This window comes from Pseudomonas oryzihabitans (assembly GCF_006384975.1).
Classification (GTDB): Bacteria; Pseudomonadota; Gammaproteobacteria; order Pseudomonadales; family Pseudomonadaceae; genus Chryseomonas; species Chryseomonas psychrotolerans_B.
Genome location: NZ_CP021645.1, coordinates 3,298,558 through 3,315,811 on the forward strand (window position 1 = coordinate 3,298,558; position 17,254 = coordinate 3,315,811).

Annotated in this window: 17 protein-coding genes; 10 read left to right on the forward strand and 7 right to left on the reverse strand. The window is 67.0% G+C overall.

The window, feature by feature from the left end:
• The first annotated feature begins 111 nt into the window (after positions 1 to 111).
• A complete protein-coding gene (locus tag CCZ28_RS14815) occupies positions 112 to 957 on the forward strand; it encodes an EamA family transporter (protein ID WP_140219142.1) in 846 nt (281 codons plus the stop codon).
• A gap of 13 nt (positions 958 to 970) precedes the next feature.
• Here CCZ28_RS14815 and CCZ28_RS14820 read toward each other — a convergent pair whose 3' ends face one another.
• The gene (locus CCZ28_RS14820; protein ID WP_140219143.1) at positions 971 to 1,765 is read right to left on the reverse strand and encodes an OBAP family protein; all 795 of its coding nucleotides are present in this window, start codon (positions 1,763 to 1,765) and stop codon (positions 971 to 973) included.
• 229 nt (positions 1,766 to 1,994) lie between these two features.
• On the opposite strand from CCZ28_RS14820, the gene CCZ28_RS14825 reads away from it, so the two are divergent.
• The 5 genes from CCZ28_RS14825 (at position 1,995) to CCZ28_RS14845 (ending at position 5,095) form a co-directional block, all read left to right on the forward strand.
• Positions 1,995 to 2,753, forward strand: a complete 759-nt coding sequence (locus CCZ28_RS14825) for a ParA family protein (RefSeq protein ID WP_140221357.1) — start codon at positions 1,995 to 1,997, stop codon at positions 2,751 to 2,753.
• Between the two features lie 76 nt (positions 2,754 to 2,829).
• Positions 2,830 to 3,522: an AzlC family ABC transporter permease gene (locus tag CCZ28_RS14830; RefSeq protein ID WP_140219145.1), complete on the forward strand. Its 693-nt coding sequence runs from the start codon at positions 2,830 to 2,832 to the stop codon at positions 3,520 to 3,522.
• On the forward strand, positions 3,519 to 3,830 hold the full coding sequence (locus CCZ28_RS14835; RefSeq protein WP_140219147.1) for an AzlD domain-containing protein: 312 nt from the start codon (positions 3,519 to 3,521) through the stop codon (positions 3,828 to 3,830). Before CCZ28_RS14830 ends, CCZ28_RS14835 begins: the two co-directional genes overlap by 4 nt.
• Positions 3,831 to 3,866: 36 nt before the next feature.
• Positions 3,867 to 4,694, forward strand: a complete 828-nt coding sequence (locus CCZ28_RS14840) for an AraC family transcriptional regulator (protein ID WP_140219148.1) — start codon at positions 3,867 to 3,869, stop codon at positions 4,692 to 4,694.
• A gap of 176 nt (positions 4,695 to 4,870) precedes the next feature.
• Positions 4,871 to 5,095, forward strand: a complete 225-nt coding sequence (locus CCZ28_RS14845) for a DUF2934 domain-containing protein (RefSeq protein ID WP_140219150.1) — start codon at positions 4,871 to 4,873, stop codon at positions 5,093 to 5,095.
• Between the two features lie 12 nt (positions 5,096 to 5,107).
• Here the strand turns inward: CCZ28_RS14845 and CCZ28_RS24845 are convergent, their stop codons facing one another.
• The 4 genes from CCZ28_RS24845 to CCZ28_RS14865 form a co-directional block, all read right to left on the reverse strand.
• A complete protein-coding gene (locus CCZ28_RS24845; RefSeq protein ID WP_140219152.1) occupies positions 5,108 to 6,421 on the reverse strand; it encodes a methyl-accepting chemotaxis protein in 1,314 nt (437 codons plus the stop codon).
• Positions 6,422 to 6,547: 126 nt separating this feature from the next.
• Entirely contained in the window at positions 6,548 to 7,489 is a 942-nt protein-coding gene (locus tag CCZ28_RS14855; protein WP_140219154.1) for a GNAT family N-acetyltransferase, read from the reverse strand.
• Positions 7,490 to 7,558: 69 nt separating this feature from the next.
• Positions 7,559 to 8,539: a fumarylacetoacetate hydrolase family protein gene (locus CCZ28_RS14860; RefSeq protein WP_140219156.1), complete on the reverse strand. Its 981-nt coding sequence runs from the start codon at positions 8,537 to 8,539 to the stop codon at positions 7,559 to 7,561.
• On the reverse strand, positions 8,536 to 9,318 hold the full coding sequence (locus tag CCZ28_RS14865) for a cyclase family protein (protein ID WP_140219158.1): 783 nt from the start codon (positions 9,316 to 9,318) through the stop codon (positions 8,536 to 8,538). The genes CCZ28_RS14860 and CCZ28_RS14865 overlap by 4 nt, the downstream gene beginning before the upstream one ends.
• A gap of 267 nt (positions 9,319 to 9,585) precedes the next feature.
• Between CCZ28_RS14865 and CCZ28_RS14870 the strand changes: the two genes are divergently transcribed.
• The 3 genes from CCZ28_RS14870 to CCZ28_RS14880 all read left to right on the forward strand — a co-directional run bounded on the left by CCZ28_RS14870 (position 9,586) and on the right by CCZ28_RS14880 (position 13,164).
• The gene (locus CCZ28_RS14870; protein ID WP_140219160.1) at positions 9,586 to 10,749 is read left to right on the forward strand and encodes a hypothetical protein; all 1,164 of its coding nucleotides are present in this window, start codon (positions 9,586 to 9,588) and stop codon (positions 10,747 to 10,749) included.
• Positions 10,750 to 10,776: 27 nt separating this feature from the next.
• Positions 10,777 to 11,901: an FAD-dependent monooxygenase gene (locus tag CCZ28_RS14875; protein ID WP_140219162.1), complete on the forward strand. Its 1,125-nt coding sequence runs from the start codon at positions 10,777 to 10,779 to the stop codon at positions 11,899 to 11,901.
• Between the two features lie 93 nt (positions 11,902 to 11,994).
• The gene (locus CCZ28_RS14880) at positions 11,995 to 13,164 is read left to right on the forward strand and encodes an MFS transporter (RefSeq protein WP_140219164.1); all 1,170 of its coding nucleotides are present in this window, start codon (positions 11,995 to 11,997) and stop codon (positions 13,162 to 13,164) included.
• A gap of 741 nt (positions 13,165 to 13,905) precedes the next feature.
• On the opposite strand, the gene CCZ28_RS14885 is transcribed toward CCZ28_RS14880, so the two are convergent.
• Positions 13,906 to 15,066, reverse strand: a complete 1,161-nt coding sequence (locus CCZ28_RS14885; protein WP_205894678.1) for an alpha/beta fold hydrolase — start codon at positions 15,064 to 15,066, stop codon at positions 13,906 to 13,908.
• Positions 15,067 to 15,184: 118 nt separating this feature from the next.
• On the reverse strand, positions 15,185 to 16,132 hold the full coding sequence (locus CCZ28_RS14890) for a LysR substrate-binding domain-containing protein (protein WP_167509244.1): 948 nt from the start codon (positions 16,130 to 16,132) through the stop codon (positions 15,185 to 15,187).
• Between the two features lie 191 nt (positions 16,133 to 16,323).
• On the opposite strand from CCZ28_RS14890, the gene CCZ28_RS14895 reads away from it, so the two are divergent.
• A complete protein-coding gene (locus CCZ28_RS14895) occupies positions 16,324 to 17,253 on the forward strand; it encodes a VOC family protein (protein WP_140219171.1) in 930 nt (309 codons plus the stop codon).
• The last annotated feature ends 1 nt before the right edge of the window (position 17,254 follow it).

The window sequence follows — 17,254 nt, forward strand, 5'->3', positions numbered from 1 at the left end:
GGGGTAGCGGAATACCGCGCTAGTGTGCGGCTTGCAATGTCCCGGCGCCAAGGGCGCAGTCGCGGAAGGTGGCTTGGGCTAGACTAGTGGACCCGCCTGGCCGGAGGCCAAGTGACTACGCCCCTGTTCGCCCTGGTACTGCTCGCCGCCCTGCTGCACGCCGGCTGGAACGCCCTGCTCAAGATCGGTCTCGACCGCTTTCTCACCGCCAGCCTGATTCAGATCGGCGCCGGTATCGTGGCGCTGCTGGCGCTGCCTTTCGTCGCCCTGCCGCCGGCCGCCGCCTGGCCCTGGATCGCCCTCTCCGCCCTGCTGCACATCGGCTACAACGCCTTTCTCGCCCGCGCCTATCGCTATGGCGACCTGGGCCAGGTCTATCCCCTGTCCCGTGGCAGCGCGCCGCTGCTGGTCAGTGGGGTGGCCTTCCTCGCCCTGGGCGAAGCCCTTTCCCCGCCGGCGCTGCTCGGCCTCGGCCTGCTGGTGACCGGCCTTGCGCTCATGGCGCTGCTCGGCGCCCGCCGCGGTACACCGCCGAGTCTCGCGCTGCTGGTTTGCGCCTTCACCACCGGTGCCTTCATCGCCAGCTATACCCTGGCCGACGCCCTCGGCGCCCGCGCCAGCGGCGATGCCGTGGCCTATGCCCTCTGGCTGTTCGCCGTGAACGGGGTGGTGGCCGCCCTGGTGCTGCGCCTGACCCGCGGTACCCAGGCCTTCGTCGGCCTGGGCCCGCACTGGCGCGCGGGCCTGGCAGGCGGGGTGATGTCGATGCTGGCCTATACCCTGGTGATCGTCGCCACCACCCGAGCGCCCATCGGCCTGGTCTCGGCGCTGCGCGAGACCAGCGTGCTGTTCGCCCTGCTGATCGGGGTGGTCTGGTTGCGTGAATCCTTGCCGCTGGGGCGAGTCTGCGCCGGCCTGGCCATCGTCGCCGGGGCGGTGGCGATCAAGCTGGCGTGAATGGCTATCCGCCTCACGGCTTGTTCGAACTGGCGTTGACACCTTCTTCGTTGTGCTCGCTGTCATGGTCATGCAGCTGGCCGGTGGGGTCCTGCAGCTGGATCACCTTGCCCTGCTGCCACCCATCGGCCCCGGGGCCGACCGCGGGCGTCGGCAGGTCGGCGCGGGCGGCCTTGGTCTCGGTGGTGGCGACGCCCAGGCGGCGATCGCGCTCGGCGAGCAACGTGGGATCGAGCTGGCCGTCGGCGGTGAAACCCATCATCAACTGGGGGACGCCGAGCGGCAGTTCCAGGTCTTGGTCGGTGTGCCAGGTATGCCAGGTCTTGCCGTAGGTGTGCACCAGCTTGTCCATCAGGCGGTGCTCGGCCACCTGGGGCACGCCGGGCGCGATCAGCTGACCGGATTTCACCTCGTGCACATGGCTATGCCACAGCGCCTTCTCGGCTTCGGGCAGGGTCTTGAACAGCCGCTCGCTGATGATGTACTCGACGCCCATCAGCTTGGCCTCGGCGACGTTGCCGTCGTAGATCACGCACTGGAACATTTCCTCGCCCAGCACGCTGCAATAGTGATGGGCTTCCATCTGGCTCTTGGGGTGGCCGTTGTAGAAGTGGAAGCCGTCCAGGTAGGTGTTGAGGGCGGCGATGGGCGGCTTGCGCTGCAGCAGATCGGCACCGGCTTCGAGGACGCGGGTATCGGGCTGGGCGGGGGCGCCTGGGGTCGGCACCGGGGAACGGGTGTCATTGGCGGCCTGGACCAGCGGGGCGCAGGCGAGCAGCAACAGAGCGGGGAACCGGAGGGCGGTCATGGCGGATTCTCGGCAGGGGCTTGCCGAGTTCGAAGGCCCGGCAGACGCCAAGGTTCCACCGCTGCGCTAGGCTCGTCATACGGCTGTCATGCAATGGCCATAAATTCGTCATCGTCCGACCGTGGCATTTCGGTATAAGCGAAACGGTCGATCAGGCCTTGCGCCTCTGGCTTTCCATCTCTGTCGAGACGACTCAATGAACGCACACAGCTCTCCGTCCGGTCATGCCCTGCGCCGCGTGGTCTTCAACAAGAAGGGCGGCGTCGGCAAGTCCAGCATCGCCTGCAATCTGGCGGCCATCAGCGCCCACGAGGGCTACCGCACCCTGCTGGTGGATCTGGACCCCCAGGCCAATTCCAGCCAGTACCTCACCGGCCAGGTGGGCGACGACCTGCCCCACGGTATCGCCGACTTCTTCAAGCAGACCCTGAGTGGCGGCAAGAAGGCCCAGGCCAATATCCACGCCACCGCCTGGCCCAATCTCGACCTGATCGCCGCCTCCGGCGAGCTGACCGAGCTGCAGTTCAAGCTGGAAGCCAAGTACAAGATCCAGAAGCTGGCCAAGTACCTGGAAAAACTCGGCGAAGACTACGACCGCATCTACCTGGACACCCCGCCGGCGCTGAACTTCTACAGTATCTCGGCGCTGATCGCCGCCGACCGCTGCCTGATCCCCTTCGACTGCGATGTCTTCGCCCAGCAGGCGCTGTACGACCTGATCGAGGAGTTGGAGGAGATCCGCGAGGACTACAACGAGCACCTCACGGTCGAGGGCATCGTCATCAACCAATACCACGCCCAGGCCAGCACCCCGCGCCAGCTGATCGAAGAACTCCAGGCGCGCGACCTGCCGGTACTGGCAGCGCCGTTGATGGCCTCGGTGAAGATGCGCGAATCGCACCAGCAGCATCGTCCGCTGATCCACCTGGACCCGAGCCACAAGTTGACCAAGCAGTATCTGGAGCTGTTCGCGCTGCTGGAAGGCTGAGGGCGCAAGAATGTTCAAGACGAGCCAGGGATAGGCGCGGCATCCTGGGCATCCCTTGCCCGCTGGAGCCCTGCCGATGCCCCCTTCCCGCCGCCGCGCCTTTGCTCAGGGCGCCTGGCAGATCCTGCCGCTGTCGCTGGCCTGCGCGCCCTGGGGCCTGCTGGTCGGCGCTCTGGCCATCGAGACCGGGCTCAGCGTCCTGGAAGGCCAGGCCTTTTCCCTACTGGTGTTCGCCGGTGCGGCCCAGCTGGTGGCCCTGGGCATGCTCAAGGCGGGTGCGGGCCTCGCCGCCATCCTGCTGACCACCCTGCTGCTGACCTCCCAGCACCTGCTCTATGGCCTGCACATGAGACGGGTGCTGGCGCCTCAGCCGCTACCCTGGCGGCTGGGCTTCGGCTTCCTGCTCACCGATGAATTCTTCGCCCTGAACCATGCCGAGCAACCGGCCAGCTTCGATCGCTGGCGCGCCCTGGGCATGGGCCTGAGCTTCTATCTGTTGTGGAATCTGTTCACCCTCGCCGGCCTGCTGCTGGGGCGGGTGCTGCCGAACCTGGGCGCCCTGGGCCTGGACTTTTCCATCGCCGCCACCTTCATCGCCCTGGTGGTGCCGCTGGTGCGCGACCTGGCCACCGTCGCCTGCGTGCTCACCGCCTTGCTGGTCTCGGTCTGGCTGCATCAGCTGCAGTGGCAGGGCGCCCTGGTACTGGGCGGGCTGGCCGGGATGAGCGTGGGCTTCGTCGTGCGCCGGCTGCGGGAGTCCGGGGCATGATCATCGCCACCCTGCTCGGCATGGCCGCCTTGGTATTCTTCAATCGCTATGTCTTCCTCGAACCGCGCCTGCCGTTGCGCCTGGGACGCAACCTGCGCACCTTCCTGGAATTCGCTGTGCCGGGGATGCTCACCGCCATCTGCGGGCCCATCCTGATCTCGGGCGACGCCTCCCTGACCGCCACCCTGCTCAACCCTTACCTGCTGGCCGGCCTGGCGGCCGTGGGGCTGATGCTCTGGACGCGGCGGGTGCTGACCACGGTGGTCCTGAGCATGGGGGTGTTCTATCTGCTGCGCTGGCTGTTGTAGCGCGCTAAGGTGGAGTCAGGCCCATGCGAGAACGTGATGAAAGAACGACAAGAAAACGCCCGCCTCTGGTCCGCCCGCGGACTGGGCGGGGTCGAATTGCTGCACGCCCAGTATCGGCGGCAGCGCTTCGCGCCCCATGTGCACGAGGGCTACGTCTTCACCGTGATCGAGCGTGGCGCCCAGCGCTTTCGCCATCGTGGCGCCGAGCACCTGGCGGCCGCGGGCAGCATGGTGTTGATCAATCCAGACGAATTGCACACCGGCGCCACGGCAGTGGCGGAAGGCTGGCAATACCGCGGCTTCTATCCGACGCTGGCGCAACTGGCGCCGGTCTTCGCCGAGCTGGGGCGCCCGCTAAAGGCCACCCCGGCCTTCGCCACCAGCGTGCTGCAGGACTCCCAGGTCAGCGCCGCCTTCGGCCATCTACATCGCCTGGCCGACCAGGGCGCCGAGGCCTTGGAGCAACAGACCGCCTGGCGCGAGGCCCTGCTCCTATTGTTCGGTCGCCATGCGCGCCTCGGCGCGCTACCGGAGCCGGGACGTGAACCCCTGGCGGTGCAGCGCGCCCGGGAGTTGCTCAGCCAGCGCTTGCAGCAACCGCCGAGTCTCGAAGAACTGGCCCAGGCGGTGGGGCTGTCGCCCTTTCATTTCCTGCGGGTGTTCCGCCGCGCGACCGGTCTGCCGCCCCATGCCTGGCTCAAGCAGCAACGCCTCACCCGCGCCCAAGGGCTGCTGCGCGCCGGTTGGGCACCACTGGAAGTGGCCTTGCAACTGGGCTTCGCTGACCAGAGCCACCTCAGTCGCCAGTTCAAGCAGGCCTACGGCGTGGCGCCTGGTGCCTATCGACGCGCCTGGCACGGCTAGGCCGCTACCGACGAACGGTCACCCGGCCAGAAGCAGCCAGCCAGAGCCCATTAAGCGGCAGCCATGGCTTGGCGCACGCTGCGCACGGAGAAACTTTTGCCGACGCCGCCAGCCTAGTCAGGGTAGGAACGGCTCTACCGCCTGTTCCCCCTGCCCTTTGCCTGGAGTCACTCACCATGAGTCTCGAAGAACGTATCCGCCAACGCGCCTATGAAATCTGGGAGCGCGAAGGCCGCCCGCACGGCCAGGATTTCGACCACTGGTTTCGCGCCAACCGCGAACTGGAAGACCAACCCGACGACAACCTGACCCAGGTCGGCGGCATCCAGAGCAGCGTCGCCCCACCGGCGCCCAAGCCACGCAGTCGCTCGCGCAAGAAAGCGACCGCGGACAACGCCTGACGCCACGGCCCGCTATTTGCGGATCATGTCGGCCGCCCGCTGCGTCGCCTCGGAGGTGCGGGTCGCCAGTTTGCGTACTTCGTCCGCCACCACGGCGAAACCCCGCCCGGCTTCACCAGCCCGGGCCGCCTCGATGGCCGCGTTGAGCGCCAACAGGTTGGTCTGGGCGGCGATGCCCTGGATGGAGCCGACGATCTCGGTGACCTTGTGCAGGTTGTCTTCCATGGTACGGTGCTGGGCTTCCTGGGCCTCGCGCAAGGCGTCCTGCTCATGGGTGGCATGGACATCAGCCAGGGCTCCCACTACCCGTAGCGGAGTGCCGTCAGGAGCGCGCTTGGTCTGGCCACGGGCGCGGAACCAGCGCACCTCGTTGTTCTTCAGCACCAGGCGATAGGTGATGTCCAAGCCGGTACGACCGGTGCGGTCGTTGGTATGCTCACGAAAGGCCTCAAGGACGCGCTCGCGATCTTCTGGATAGATGCGCGAATCCCAACTGTCTCGCACATCGGGGAATTCTTCGCGGGTTTCATAGCCGAGCAGGCGCCGGAACTGTGGGGACCACCAGTAGGACTTCGTGGGCTTTTGCGGATCCTCGTAGCTTATTGCCATGTCCCAGAGGCCATCGTTGAGCATCTCCCGCGCCAGCTCGAATCGGGTCAGGGTGACATCGAGTTCCTGGTCGCGCAGGCGCTGTTCGTGGATGTCGCGCAGCGAGCCGGCGACCCGCAACGGAACGCCGCGTTCGTCCCGCAGGGTGGCACCGGTGGCCCTCACCCAGCGGTACTCGCCGGATTTCAGGGCGATGCGGTATTGCACGTCGTAGGGCGTCTGGCCGCTGCGATCCTTCATGTGGGCGGCGAAGGCATCCAGCACATAGGCGCTGTCTTCGGGATGCAGGCGCTTCGCCCAGCTGCCGAGTTCGTTAGGGAAATCACGTTCATCGCGAAAGCCCAGCATGGCGCGGAACTGATCCGACCACCAGAAGGCATTGCGCGGATTGACCGGATCGCCGGCCACCACCTCCATGTCCCACAGGCCCTCGCTGGAGCCTTGGCTGACCAGTTCGAAGCGGGTCCCCAAGCGCTTGGCGAGGGCTTCGCTGTCGGCTACCCGGGCGGTCAGGGCCGCGTTGTCCTGGCTCAAGGCCTGCACCTGCTGCTCCAATTCGTGCTGCTGCGCCAGCAATCCCTGGATACCGTTGGCCAGGCGCGCCAGCGCGGCGGTCCCCTGGTAGGCGCCGGTATTGGAAAGCGGTGTGGCCTGCTCGGTGGCCTCGGCCAATACCGTCAGCGCACGCATGATCGAGTAATGCTTGAGCAACGCCATGATGGAATCCTCGGAAAGGGTTAGCCGCGGCAAGGACTGCGCACGAGCGAGTACAGTGTATCGGCCCGGCCGCTTCGCTCTTGAGTGCGATCTAGAGCTTTTTTCGATCGCAGGAGGGGCGTGCGATCAGCGCCAGTCGTCCAGCAGCCAGACCTCGGGCCGGTCGTAGTGGGCATCGCCGCGGTGCAGGGTGATGCCCAGGATCTCGCTACGAAAGCCGGCGGCCAGCAGCCATTGGTAGGCACCCAGGCGTGCGGTGTTGACCCCGGCCAGCAGCCGCTGCTGGCCCTGCTGCCGCGCCAGGCCATCGCAGGCGGCGATCAGACGAGCGAAGCGGTCTTCGACGCCCGGACCCGGCCGGACAGCCGCGCATTTCACATAGCACACCCCGGCCCCCGCCTCACTGCGTGGGCCGAAATGGCAAATGGCGAAGCCTTCCGCGCGGCCCTCTGCATCCTGCAGCACCAGACTCTCGCCCAGTTGTTGCTCCTGTACCGCCGCCATCTCGGCGGAGACGTCGAGCCCGGGGGCGTTGGCCTGGCCCAGCTCCGCGCAGGCCGCCAGGAGCGCGGCAGGCTCGACAGCCAGCGAAAATCTATGGGCGGGTGGTAGCGCGTGCGGCTGCACGGGGCGCGCCATCACTGCCGTCAAGGTGCGTGGCCAAAAGCCGAAGCCCTGGTAGAGCCCCAGATGGCGCGGGCTATCGGGAAAGGTGAACAGGCCGGCATGAATCAGTTGCCAGGCATCGAGTTGCGCCACCGCGGCGCCCATCAGCGCCTTGGCCACCTTGGCGTCCCAGTAGTCCGGATGCACCGCCAGAGGTCCGAGGATGCCGTGGCGACCCCAGCGGGTCACGCAGACCACGCCGACCAGCCGTTCACCGTCCTGCGCCTTGAACCAGGCGGTATGGGGCGCGGCGAAGCGACTGCGCACATAGTCCCGGTCGTTCCAGAACTCCCCCGGCTCGGCGGCGCCCATCCAGGTGGCGAAGGCCAGGCGGACCACCTCGGTGGCGGCGGGCAGGTCGGTGGCGGTGAGGGGGTCGATCAGCAGGCTTGGGGTCGGCATGGCGCGGGGTTCCTCGGGGACTCCCGGCTTGGACCGACCCTCAGCGGCTTTTGCGCCGAGCGCTCAGCGCTAGCCGTCCAGCGCGACCACCTCCTGGTCGAGCGCGCCAAACAGTGGGGCTCCGTCGGCATCCCGTGCCTCCATGTGTACCCGGTCACCGAAAGCGAGATAAGGGGTGAGCGGACGGCCATGCTCGATCACCTCGATGCTGCGACGCTCGGACAGGCAAGAGCTGCCGACCTCGCGCCACTCGGCGTTGGCCACGGTGCCCGAACCGAGCACCGTGCCGGCAACCAGGTCGCGCGAATAGGCGGCATGGGCGAGCAATTCGTCGAAGCCATAGGCCATGGCTCCGCCACGTGCCCGGCCGAAGACTTCGCCGTTGAGGTGGATTTCCAGCGGCAGGTCGATACGGCACTGCTGCCAGCGCTCGCCCAGCTCGTCCGGGGTGACCGCCACCGGCGCCATGGAGCAGCGCGGCTTGCATTGCAGCATGCCAAAGCCGCTCTTCATCTCCAGCGGCCCCAAGCGGCGCAACGACCAGTCGTTGATCTGCACCAGCAGGCGGATGTGCCCCCGGCAACGGGCGGCGTCCGCGCCCTGGGGAATGGCGTCACAGATCACGCCGAACTCGCCTTCGAAGTCGATATCGTCACGGAGATCGCCAAAGGGCACCGGCTCGTCCGGCCCCAGGAAGCGATCGGAGACGCCCTGGTACATCAGCGGCTTGCCTTCCGGATGGGTGGCGGCGAAGCCGAAGGCCTTATGCATCAATTCGCCGTGACTGGGGAAGGCACTGGCGTCGAGCCACTGCCAGGCACGTGGTAGCGGCGCCAACAGCTGCAATTGCGCCAAGGGCACTTCCCCGGCGACCGCTCCCTGTTCCAGGGCCGTGGCCTCGCGCTGCAGATCCGGCGCCAGCCGGCGCCAGTCGTCGAGGGCAGCCTGCAGAGTGGTGGCGGCCGCCGCCGGGACGGCCCGGCGATGGTCACGACTGACCAGGTGGAGACGGCCATCGGGCTGGCCGTTGGCGGCGCTGACGAATCTCATGCGGGGTGCTCCTCGTCGAGCAGGGCCACTGGGCGACACCAGCCGGCGGAACCTCGGGCCACCTTGACCGGCAGGGCGATGACGTCGAAGCCGGTGGCGGGCAGCCGCTCCAGGTTGCCGAGCTTTTCCATGTGGCAGTAGCAGGTCTCGGCACCGGCCTTGTGGCCCTCCCAGAAGCGCGACCATTCGCCATGTTCACGGATCCCGGCCATCACCGCGCCCAGCGGCGGGTCCCAGCTCCAGCCATCGGTGCCCACCAGCCGCACGCCGCGGGAGGTCAGCCAGAGGGTGGCCTCGCGACCCATGCCACAGCCGGCCGAGACGTAATCGTCATGGCCGTAGCGGCTGCCGGCGCGGGTGTTGACCAGGACGATATCACCGGGCTGCAAGACGTGACCGATACGGTCGAGCTCCGCCTCCACCTCGGCCGCCGAGACGCGATGGCCATCGGCCAAGGCGCGGAAGTCCAGCTTCACACCGCGACCGAAACACCATTCCAGCGGTACCTCGTCGATGGTGATGGCCCGCTCGCCGTTGTTCATGGTGGGGTGGTAGTGCCAGGGCGCATCCATGTGGGTGCCGGCATGGGTGGTGGTCTCGAGGAATTCGACCGCGCCGCCCTGCCCCTCCAGCAGCTTGTCCGGCGGGATGCCGAAGGCCTGCTCCAGCTCCCGCGCGCCCTCCAGATGATCGAGGTAGCGGATGCTGGGCCGCATGCCAGGGGGATCGGAAGCGATACCGGCCTGCAAGGCGACGGACAAGTCGATGATCTGGCGCATGGATTCTCCTAGTTGTCGTTATGCCTGAACGTTTGCGCGAGTTGGATGATGTCGCCAGGAAGGCTGGCCTTGACCAACAAGTTTTCGCGATGCCTGGCATCCAGCGAATCGATGCGCCACCCATTGATGCCGTCGATAGCTGGCATCCATACCTTGAACTTCCAAGGCACAAGGGATTGTTCGAATACTGGCCCCGTCGCGGCGACCCCACCCGACGCCAGGAATTGCAGTCGGCGTCGGCAAAAATAAGAACAACGGAGAACCGATGTGAAAGCCAGCCTTCCCACTCTGGCTCTGGCCTGGGCCATGAGTCCGCTGTATTGCGCTGTTGCGGCAGACGCTACCAATACCCCGCCCACCGGCGGTTTCGTCCCCACGCCCGGCATGATCACCATGAAGACCCTGATCGACGCCGGTGTCCTGGTGCCCATGCTCAGCGACGAGTACTTCGGCCTGCACCAGGCGCGGATCGGCGAGTCGCGCAACAACACCCAGTACGGCGATAACCAGTCGCCCGGCAAACCGCTGCCGCGCTTTCGCGACGACGACCAGTTGTACATCGCACCTCTGACCCTGACCCACGAGCTGCCGGCCAGCAGTGGCGCCAACTTCGTGCGGGTGGCCATCACCGGAACCAAGGCCTACGCCGACCATTCGGCGGCCCTGGAAAACGACGGCACCATCAAGCGCGCCGCGCTGCAGTTCCTCCATGCGCCCACCCCCGACCGTATCTATGGCGTGGGCCTGACCTACACGACGTACGACTTCGACAACCTGTTCAACCGCGATCCTCTGGGCAGTCACGCCAGCACCGGCTACCGGGGCTGGGGCCTGCAAGCCATGGTCGCCCAGGATTTCGCCGGACCGCTGGCGGCCTTCGCCCGCGCCGAGTACACCAAGGGCGAATCGAAATTCTCCCTGACCCAGAACATCGCCCCGGGCGTGAGCATCCCGGTCCACTACAGTGGCCAGAGCGACGACCATCTCTATCTGGAAAGCCAGCTGGTGGGCACCTGGGACAGCCGCAACGCCAGCTGGATGCCAGCCAACTGGGTGCTGCACCCGGTGTTGGGCGCTACCTTCCAGCGCGACTTCATCGCCGAGGCCACCACCAACCAGGGTACCCGCATCGGCGGCGCCGTCGGCAGCACCGAAGACTACGGCTTGGTCTTCAGCAAGGTGGTCCTGGAGAAGAAAGCCGCCTTCTCGCCCGATCTACAGGTGACACCACGCTTCACCCTGGGAGTCGAGCACGAGTACGTCAACGACCTCGACCGCTACCTGAGCGACCCCACGGCCTTGGTCTCGGGCATCGGCCTAGGCCTGAGCAAATTCGGCCAACGTCTGGACATCGACTACACCCGCCGCGACGGCCTGGACAACAAGCGCGACCTCAGCACCCTGGTCGTCGCCCTGTCCTTTGTCTTCTGAAACGCTCGCCCTGAAAGGAAAGCTGTCATGAACGCATCGCGCATACTGGTCATCGGCGGCGGCTTCGCCGGCATGGCCGCCGCCCTGGAACTGGACAAGTTCGGCGCCCAGGTGGAACTCCTCGAACAGGATCCCAACTGGCGTACCGACGGTGCCGGGATCAGCCTGCACGGGGCGACCCTGAGGGTTTTCCAGCGCCTGGGCATCTATGAGGCCTTCGCTCGCGAAGGCGGCCTGAGCAATGGCTTCGACATCCTTGAACCAACCAGCGACCGGGTGCTGGTCACCCTGCCGACGCCGGTGGTGGGTGACACCGGCTACGGCAGTGCCGGCATCATGCGCCCGCGGCTCGCCGAACTGCTGCGCGAGCACGTACGCCGGGCTGGCATCCCGGTACGCCTGGGTTACGGCTTCACCGGCCTCGAGCAACAGCCCGCCGGGGTACGGGTGCGCTTCGGCGATGGCAGCAGCGCCGAGTACGACCTGGTGGTGGGCGCCGATGGCATTCACTCCAGCGTCCGCGCCCAGGCCTTCGCCGATGCCCCCGCGCCGGCCTACGTCGGCCAGGGCGTCTGGCGCGCCCTGGTGGACTGGCCGCAGGCACTGGAGCGTCCCGGCATGTGGAGCGACGGCGAACTCAAGGTCGGCATCAATCGCGTCTCCGCTACCCAGGGCTATGTGTTCCTCACCGAAGCCCGCGGCACCACCGAACATCTCGATCCGCAGACCTTCCTCGCGTATTTCCGGGCGTTGTTGCAGCGCTTTCCCTCCCCGACCCTGCAGCTCATCGCCGCTGGCCTGAACGCACAAAGTCAGATCCTCTATCGCCCGCTCTATCAGCTGCTGTTGCCACGCCCCTGGAATCGCGGCCGGGTAGTGCTGATCGGCGATGCGGTGCACTCGACCACCCCGCACCTGGCCGCCGGCGCCTGTGCCGCTTTGGAAGACGCCGTGGTGCTGGCCGACGAACTGGCCCGAACGCCGGACATAACGGCCGCCCTGGCCGCCTTCGAGGCGCGCCGCTGGGAGCGCTGCCGGATGATCGTCACCAACTCGGCCCGCCTCTGCGAGATCGAGCGCACCCGCGGTGACCGCCAGGAACATGCGGAGTTGATGCGTCACTCCATGCTGGCCCTGGCCGAACCCGTCTAACGCATTTCCCCGGAGCCCAGGGCTGGTCTACACGGTCGCCGAACGCGAGCCCTTTTCAGACCAGCCCGGTGCACCGCTGCCCAGGAGAAATCCATGAACGCTATCGTCATCAAGCGGACGGCGCTGGCCGCCCTGCTGCTCGCCCATTGTGCCGGCATGCTCGATCTGGTCGTGCTGCCGGTCTGGATCGGTACCCTGGTGGGGCACTATCACTTCACGCCCCAGGGCGCCGGGCAACTGGTCACCCTGTTCCTGCTGGCCATGGTGCTGGCCAGCGTGACGGTGGCTGCCCGCTTCGACCGGCTACCGCGCCGGGCCCTTGCTACCCTGGGCTTCGCGATCGCCGCACTGGGCTTCGCCGCCGCCTCGCGCTACGACGCCTACCAGGCGTTGCTGATCCTGCACCTGCTGGCCGGCCTGGGCGTGGGTTGCGGCCTGAGCATGACCCACGGCGCCATGGGCCATAGCGCCCGACCGCATCGCACCTTCGCCTTCGCCGGTCTGGCCCTGGGCATCGCCGCCATCCTGCTGCTCGCCGGGCTGCCGCTGCTGATCGAACGCCATGGCGGTCAGACCCTGTTCCAGGCGCTGGCGGTGATCATGGTCGTGACCGCGCTAGCGCTGCTGGCGACCTATCCCAAACTCGGGCAGGTCGAGCACGAACCGCTGGCAGGCAAAGATCTGCGACTGAGCCGCAAGGTCTGGCTGGTGATCGCCGGTATCTGCCTGATGACCGTCAACAACGCCATGGTATTCGGTTATTTCGACATCATCGGCCGGACCCGCGGCTTCGGTAGCGGCCAGATCAATGGCGTGCTGATGGCGCTGGGGTTGGTCAACCTGATGGTGATCGTACCCCTGGCCTTGTTCCTGGAGCGCCGGGTCAGCGCCGAGCGGGCGATCCTCTGCGGCCCGCCCATCCAGATGCTGCTGGCCGCGGTGATCACCAACGTCTCCAGCTATCTGCCCTGGGCGGTGGCCGCCGCCTGCTATACCGGGGCGCAGACCGCCACCCATACCTTCGTCTTCGCCTTGCTCGCCCGCCTCGACCCGAGCCGCCGGGCGGTGGCCGCCACCCCGGCCATGCTCATGGCCGGGGCTGCCTGCGGTCCCGTCGTCGGCGGCCTGCTAGGCGAACACTTCGGCTTCGGCGCCCTGAGCCTGGCGACCTCACTGCTCGGCGGCCTGGCGCTGCTGGCTTTCCTGCTGGCCCGCGCCCAGCCGCTGCCGCTCACTGGTGCTGGCGCGCCTCAGGAATCCTGATTCCCCTGCACTACCCCGCTACGGCCGCCCTTCGCAGGGCGGCCGTTTTCGTTTGTCCACCGGTTCTAGCCCCGGTCCAGCGTGGGACCGGGACTGCGCTGATCGCGGCCATGGGCCGCTCCTACGGTGTTCTCTCCCGGCCCACCCCAGCGGGAGAGGGGACGATACAGCGCGACTTTGCGTAGCGCTGCACCTGTTTCTCGTGCAACGCTGAGACAGCGTTGGATAGGGACGATGAGCACAGGAGAGATCAGCAAGGCCCACTTCACGATCTTGCCGGGGCCGATGCAGATGGCCGCCTGCTCGGATGGCTCCCTCTCCCCTTGGGAGATGGCTGGGGTGAGGGCGCCTCTCGCCACGCAATCCACAGTGGAAAAGGCTGCGCCGTTTTCCACGCTACGGCTCTGAGACCCCTGCGCTACCCTGCTACGGCCGCGCCTTCGGAGGCGGCCGTTTTCGTCTATCCGCCGGTTCTAGCTCCGGTCCGGCGTGGGACCGGGACCTAGCTGATCGCGGCCATGGGCCGCTCCTACGGTGTCCGCTCCCAGCGGGAGAGGGGACGATGAGCGCAGGAGAGATCAGCGAGGCCCACTTGCGAGGCCGTCAGGTGCTGACGTAGCGGGTAGGGAAGAAAGAACGTTCGGCCACGGACGCCAAAGCGAACAGGCTGGCGAGGATAGCGCCAGCCTGTCGGGGAAAACGCATGGCAGGAAACGCCGCCAGAGGGGCGGCGCTTGAGATTCAGCGCGGGGCGAGGCGGCCGTCGAGCGTGTCGGCGAACCAGTCGGCGATGTAGTGCAGACCGAAGGCCATGTTGTCGGCACCCACGTGCTCCACGCCACCTTCGCGCTCGGTGAAGATCTTCAGTTCCCGCCGTGGTGAGTTCACCAGCCCCTCGTAGGCCTTATGGGCGTACTCCAGGCCGATCTGGCGATCCTTCTCGCCATGGGTGACCAGGAAGGGCACACGGATCTTTTCCATCTCGCCGTCCAGACACATCCGGTCGGCCTTGGCGAAGAAGCTCTCTTGGTCATGGGCGCCGAACACCCAGTGCACGTGCTTCCAGTAGTGCGGCACGGGATTCTCGCCCTCGCGGCGCAGCCGGCGATGCTGCACCTCGCCCCAGTCGTGGTTGGCGCCCCAGCAGGCGCCAGCGGCGAAGCGCGGCTCGTTGGCGCAGATGCGCGGGGCGTAGTAGCCGCCCAGGGAGATGCCGGTGATGCCGATCCGCGCGGGATCGACGTCGGGACGCCCGGCCAGGTAGTCGAAGGCCGGCGTGCCCCAGTTCTCCGATTGCGGATCGGCATGGAAGCCCTCCAGGCGCAGGCTCTCGCCGGTCCCTGGCTGATCCAGGCAAAGCGTCGAGATGCCCCGGCGCGCCAGTTCCCGCGGTAGATGCGACCAGTAGAGCATCTCCTTGCAGCTGTCCAGGCCGTTGAGATAGAGCACGCAGGGCGCCGGCCCCGTCACGCCTTCGGCGCGGGTGAAATAGCCCGACAGCTTGCCGTCCCGGTAGGGGAATTCGATGCGCTGGCAATTCTCGCCGCCATGGTCGATGGCGCTGAGGAAGGCGGCCTTGCCCTTGGCGTAGGTCGCCTCGCGCCCGGCATGTCCCTGGCCCTGCATGCGCTCGGCGAGCAGGTAGTAGAGCGCCGCCCGGTGCAGCTTGTCGGCGGCGGAAAAACCGGCGCCGCGCGCCAGGTCCTCGTCGGCCAGGGCCGCCAGCTTGTCGGCACCGGCCACCCAGGCTTCGAGGAACTGCACGGTGCCGACGTCTTCGCCACCCTCAGCGCGTTCCAGCAAGGGTTGGCACATGTCCATCACCTCACCGATCTTCGCTCCACTTTCCAGGGCGATGGCGACGGTCAGATTCCAGACGTAATTGGGAAAGAAATTGAACAGGGCCACGGTGTCTCCTCCAGGCAGCCGACGGATGCCGCGGCAGGACCGAGGCAGCAGCCGGCCGCAGCGACGTTCGCCTCACCTTAAGCGAGGAGGCCCCGCCGCCCGGAAACGCTTTTCATGCATCCCTCGCATTGACGGCATCGATACCTGGCCGCTCCCGGTGCAGCGCGCTGGCCGCCATGCTCAACAGTCCGCGCAACCAGCGCAGCGCCGGGTCCTGCCCCAACTGGGCATGCCACTGCACGTGCTCGACGATCCGCGGCGGGTCGAACGGTAGCGGGTGGAGCACCAGGGGTAGCCAGCGCAGTGCCTGGTCGGCCAGGGCACCGTGGACGGTGGCGATTCGGTCGGTGCCGACCAGCAAAGGCGCCAGGGCCGAGAAGCTGAAGCACTCCACGTCCACCTCCAGCCGCAAGCCGCGCTTGGCCAGGCCTGTGACGATCACGCTACTCGTGCCCACCTGGGGGATGGTGACCATATGCCTGGCCTCCAGATAGCGCTCCAGCGTCAGCGGCGCCTGGCCATAACGCCCCTGGGCCCAGGCCAGGGCGACGAAGTCGTCGCTATAGAGGGCCTCGCTGGGATGCTCGGCCGACAGCAGGATGTCCGGCGCGATGATCAGGTCGGCGTCGCCCCGATCGATCACCGCCCCCGGATCGCGCACCTGCGCCAGCCACTTGAATCTCACGCTGGCCTGCTGCCGTGCGGCCTCGGCCAGCACCCGCGGCGCCAGCACCTGCAGGGTGTAGTCGGAGAGCACGATGCGGAATTCGCGCTTGGAAGTCTGGGGATCGAAGTCCAGGTCGCTGGTGATCGCCGACTCGATGCGCACCAGGATCTCCCGCAGCGGCTGGCGCAACGACTCCGCCTTCGGCGTCAGCTGCATCTGCCGGCCGACCTGCACCAGCAGCGGATCGTCGAAGTAGTCGCGCAGCCGGCGCAACGCCGACGACATGGCCGACTGGGTCAGGTGCATCTCGTCGCTGGCCTGGGTCACCGAGCGATAGGTCAGCAGCCGATCCAGGGCCACCAGCAGATTCAGATCCAAGCGACCGAAACGCATCTTGTCCTTCCCCAGGCTCATTGTTCTTGTTGAGGTCCGGCGCTCATCCGCTGTGGCGCCCGTGCGGCCCGAGTATCTATCCGGTCAATACGACGCATCAACAACTTCTGTTTTCGCAAAACGCAGCCAATGCCTAGCCTCGCTACAGACCGCCCAAGGCGGCACGACTGAATTCTTGCGAGGACTCGACAATGCGCATCATCGGCCCGGACGACATGGTATTCGGGGTAACGGACCTGGCGGCCAGCCGCACCTTCCTGCGGGACTTCGGACTCGACGAGGTGGCGCTCGCCGACGGCGGTTACCGCTTCGAGGCGCTCGACGGCACGGCCATCACCCTGCGCCCGGCCGACGATCCCGCCCTGCCCCCGCCGTTACCCACCACCAGCCAGTTACGCCAGACCATCTGGGGCTGCGCCGATCAGGCCGCGGTGGACGAGATCGCCGACGAACTGGGGCGCGACCGGCCGCTAGTCCGCCGGGAAGACGGCACCCTGGAATGCCGCGACGACCTGGGTTTCGAGATCGCCTTTCGGGTCACCCACCGCCGGCCGCTGGACCTTGCGCCCGAGCGGGTCAATACCCCCGGAGCGGCCAGCGCGCGCCCGGCCAACGAACTGGGCAGCGACGGCAGCGTGGCGGCGCAACCGCACACCCTGTCGCATATCGTCTATTTCGTCCCGGACTACCGCAAGATGGAAGCTTTCTACCAGCGCCTGGGCTTCGTGGTGACCGACAGGTTCCTCGACGTCGGCCCCTTCATGCGCCCTCAGGCCAACGATGACCACCACTGCCTGTTCATGATCCAGACCCCACCCTTCATGCAGGGCCTGGAGCACCTGGCCTTCCATATGAAGGGCCCCACCGAATTGATGCTGGCCGGGCACCGCCTGCAGAGCAAGGGCTACGAGACCTTCTGGGGGCCGGGCCGGCACAACTTCGGCTCGAACTGGTTCTGGTACTTCAACTCGCCCCTGGGCGTGCACGTGGAATACGACGCCGACATGGACAAGCACGATGCCGACTGGCAACCGCGCAGTGCCGCGGCCAGCCCGGAGACCTCGCAGCTGTTCCTCTTCGAGGCGGTCGAAAAGTGGTATCCCAACGGCAAGCCCGCCTGAG

What these genes read in the sequence shown, in the direction of transcription:
- CCZ28_RS14890 (WP_167509244.1), bottom strand. Translation starts at nt 16,132, where the DNA reads ATGCGTTTCGGTCGCTTGGATCTGAATCTGCTGGTGGCCCTGGATCGG.
- CCZ28_RS14875 (WP_140219162.1), top strand. Translation starts at nt 10,777, where the DNA reads ATGAACGCATCGCGCATACTGGTCATCGGCGGCGGCTTCGCCGGCATG.
- CCZ28_RS14855 (WP_140219154.1), bottom strand. Translation starts at nt 7,489, where the DNA reads ATGCCGACCCCAAGCCTGCTGATCGACCCCCTCACCGCCACCGACCTG.
- CCZ28_RS24845 (WP_140219152.1), bottom strand. Translation starts at nt 6,421, where the DNA reads ATGGCGTTGCTCAAGCATTACTCGATCATGCGTGCGCTGACGGTATTG.
- CCZ28_RS14820 (WP_140219143.1), bottom strand. Translation starts at nt 1,765, where the DNA reads ATGACCGCCCTCCGGTTCCCCGCTCTGTTGCTGCTCGCCTGCGCCCCG.
- CCZ28_RS14865 (WP_140219158.1), bottom strand. Translation starts at nt 9,318, where the DNA reads ATGCGCCAGATCATCGACTTGTCCGTCGCCTTGCAGGCCGGTATCGCT.
- CCZ28_RS14845 (WP_140219150.1), top strand. Translation starts at nt 4,871, where the DNA reads ATGAGTCTCGAAGAACGTATCCGCCAACGCGCCTATGAAATCTGGGAG.
- CCZ28_RS14880 (WP_140219164.1), top strand. Translation starts at nt 11,995, where the DNA reads ATGAACGCTATCGTCATCAAGCGGACGGCGCTGGCCGCCCTGCTGCTC.
- CCZ28_RS14895 (WP_140219171.1), top strand. Translation starts at nt 16,324, where the DNA reads ATGCGCATCATCGGCCCGGACGACATGGTATTCGGGGTAACGGACCTG.
- CCZ28_RS14830 (WP_140219145.1), top strand. Translation starts at nt 2,830, where the DNA reads ATGCCCCCTTCCCGCCGCCGCGCCTTTGCTCAGGGCGCCTGGCAGATC.
- CCZ28_RS14840 (WP_140219148.1), top strand. Translation starts at nt 3,867, where the DNA reads ATGAAAGAACGACAAGAAAACGCCCGCCTCTGGTCCGCCCGCGGACTG.
- CCZ28_RS14835 (WP_140219147.1), top strand. Translation starts at nt 3,519, where the DNA reads ATGATCATCGCCACCCTGCTCGGCATGGCCGCCTTGGTATTCTTCAAT.
- CCZ28_RS14860 (WP_140219156.1), bottom strand. Translation starts at nt 8,539, where the DNA reads ATGAGATTCGTCAGCGCCGCCAACGGCCAGCCCGATGGCCGTCTCCAC.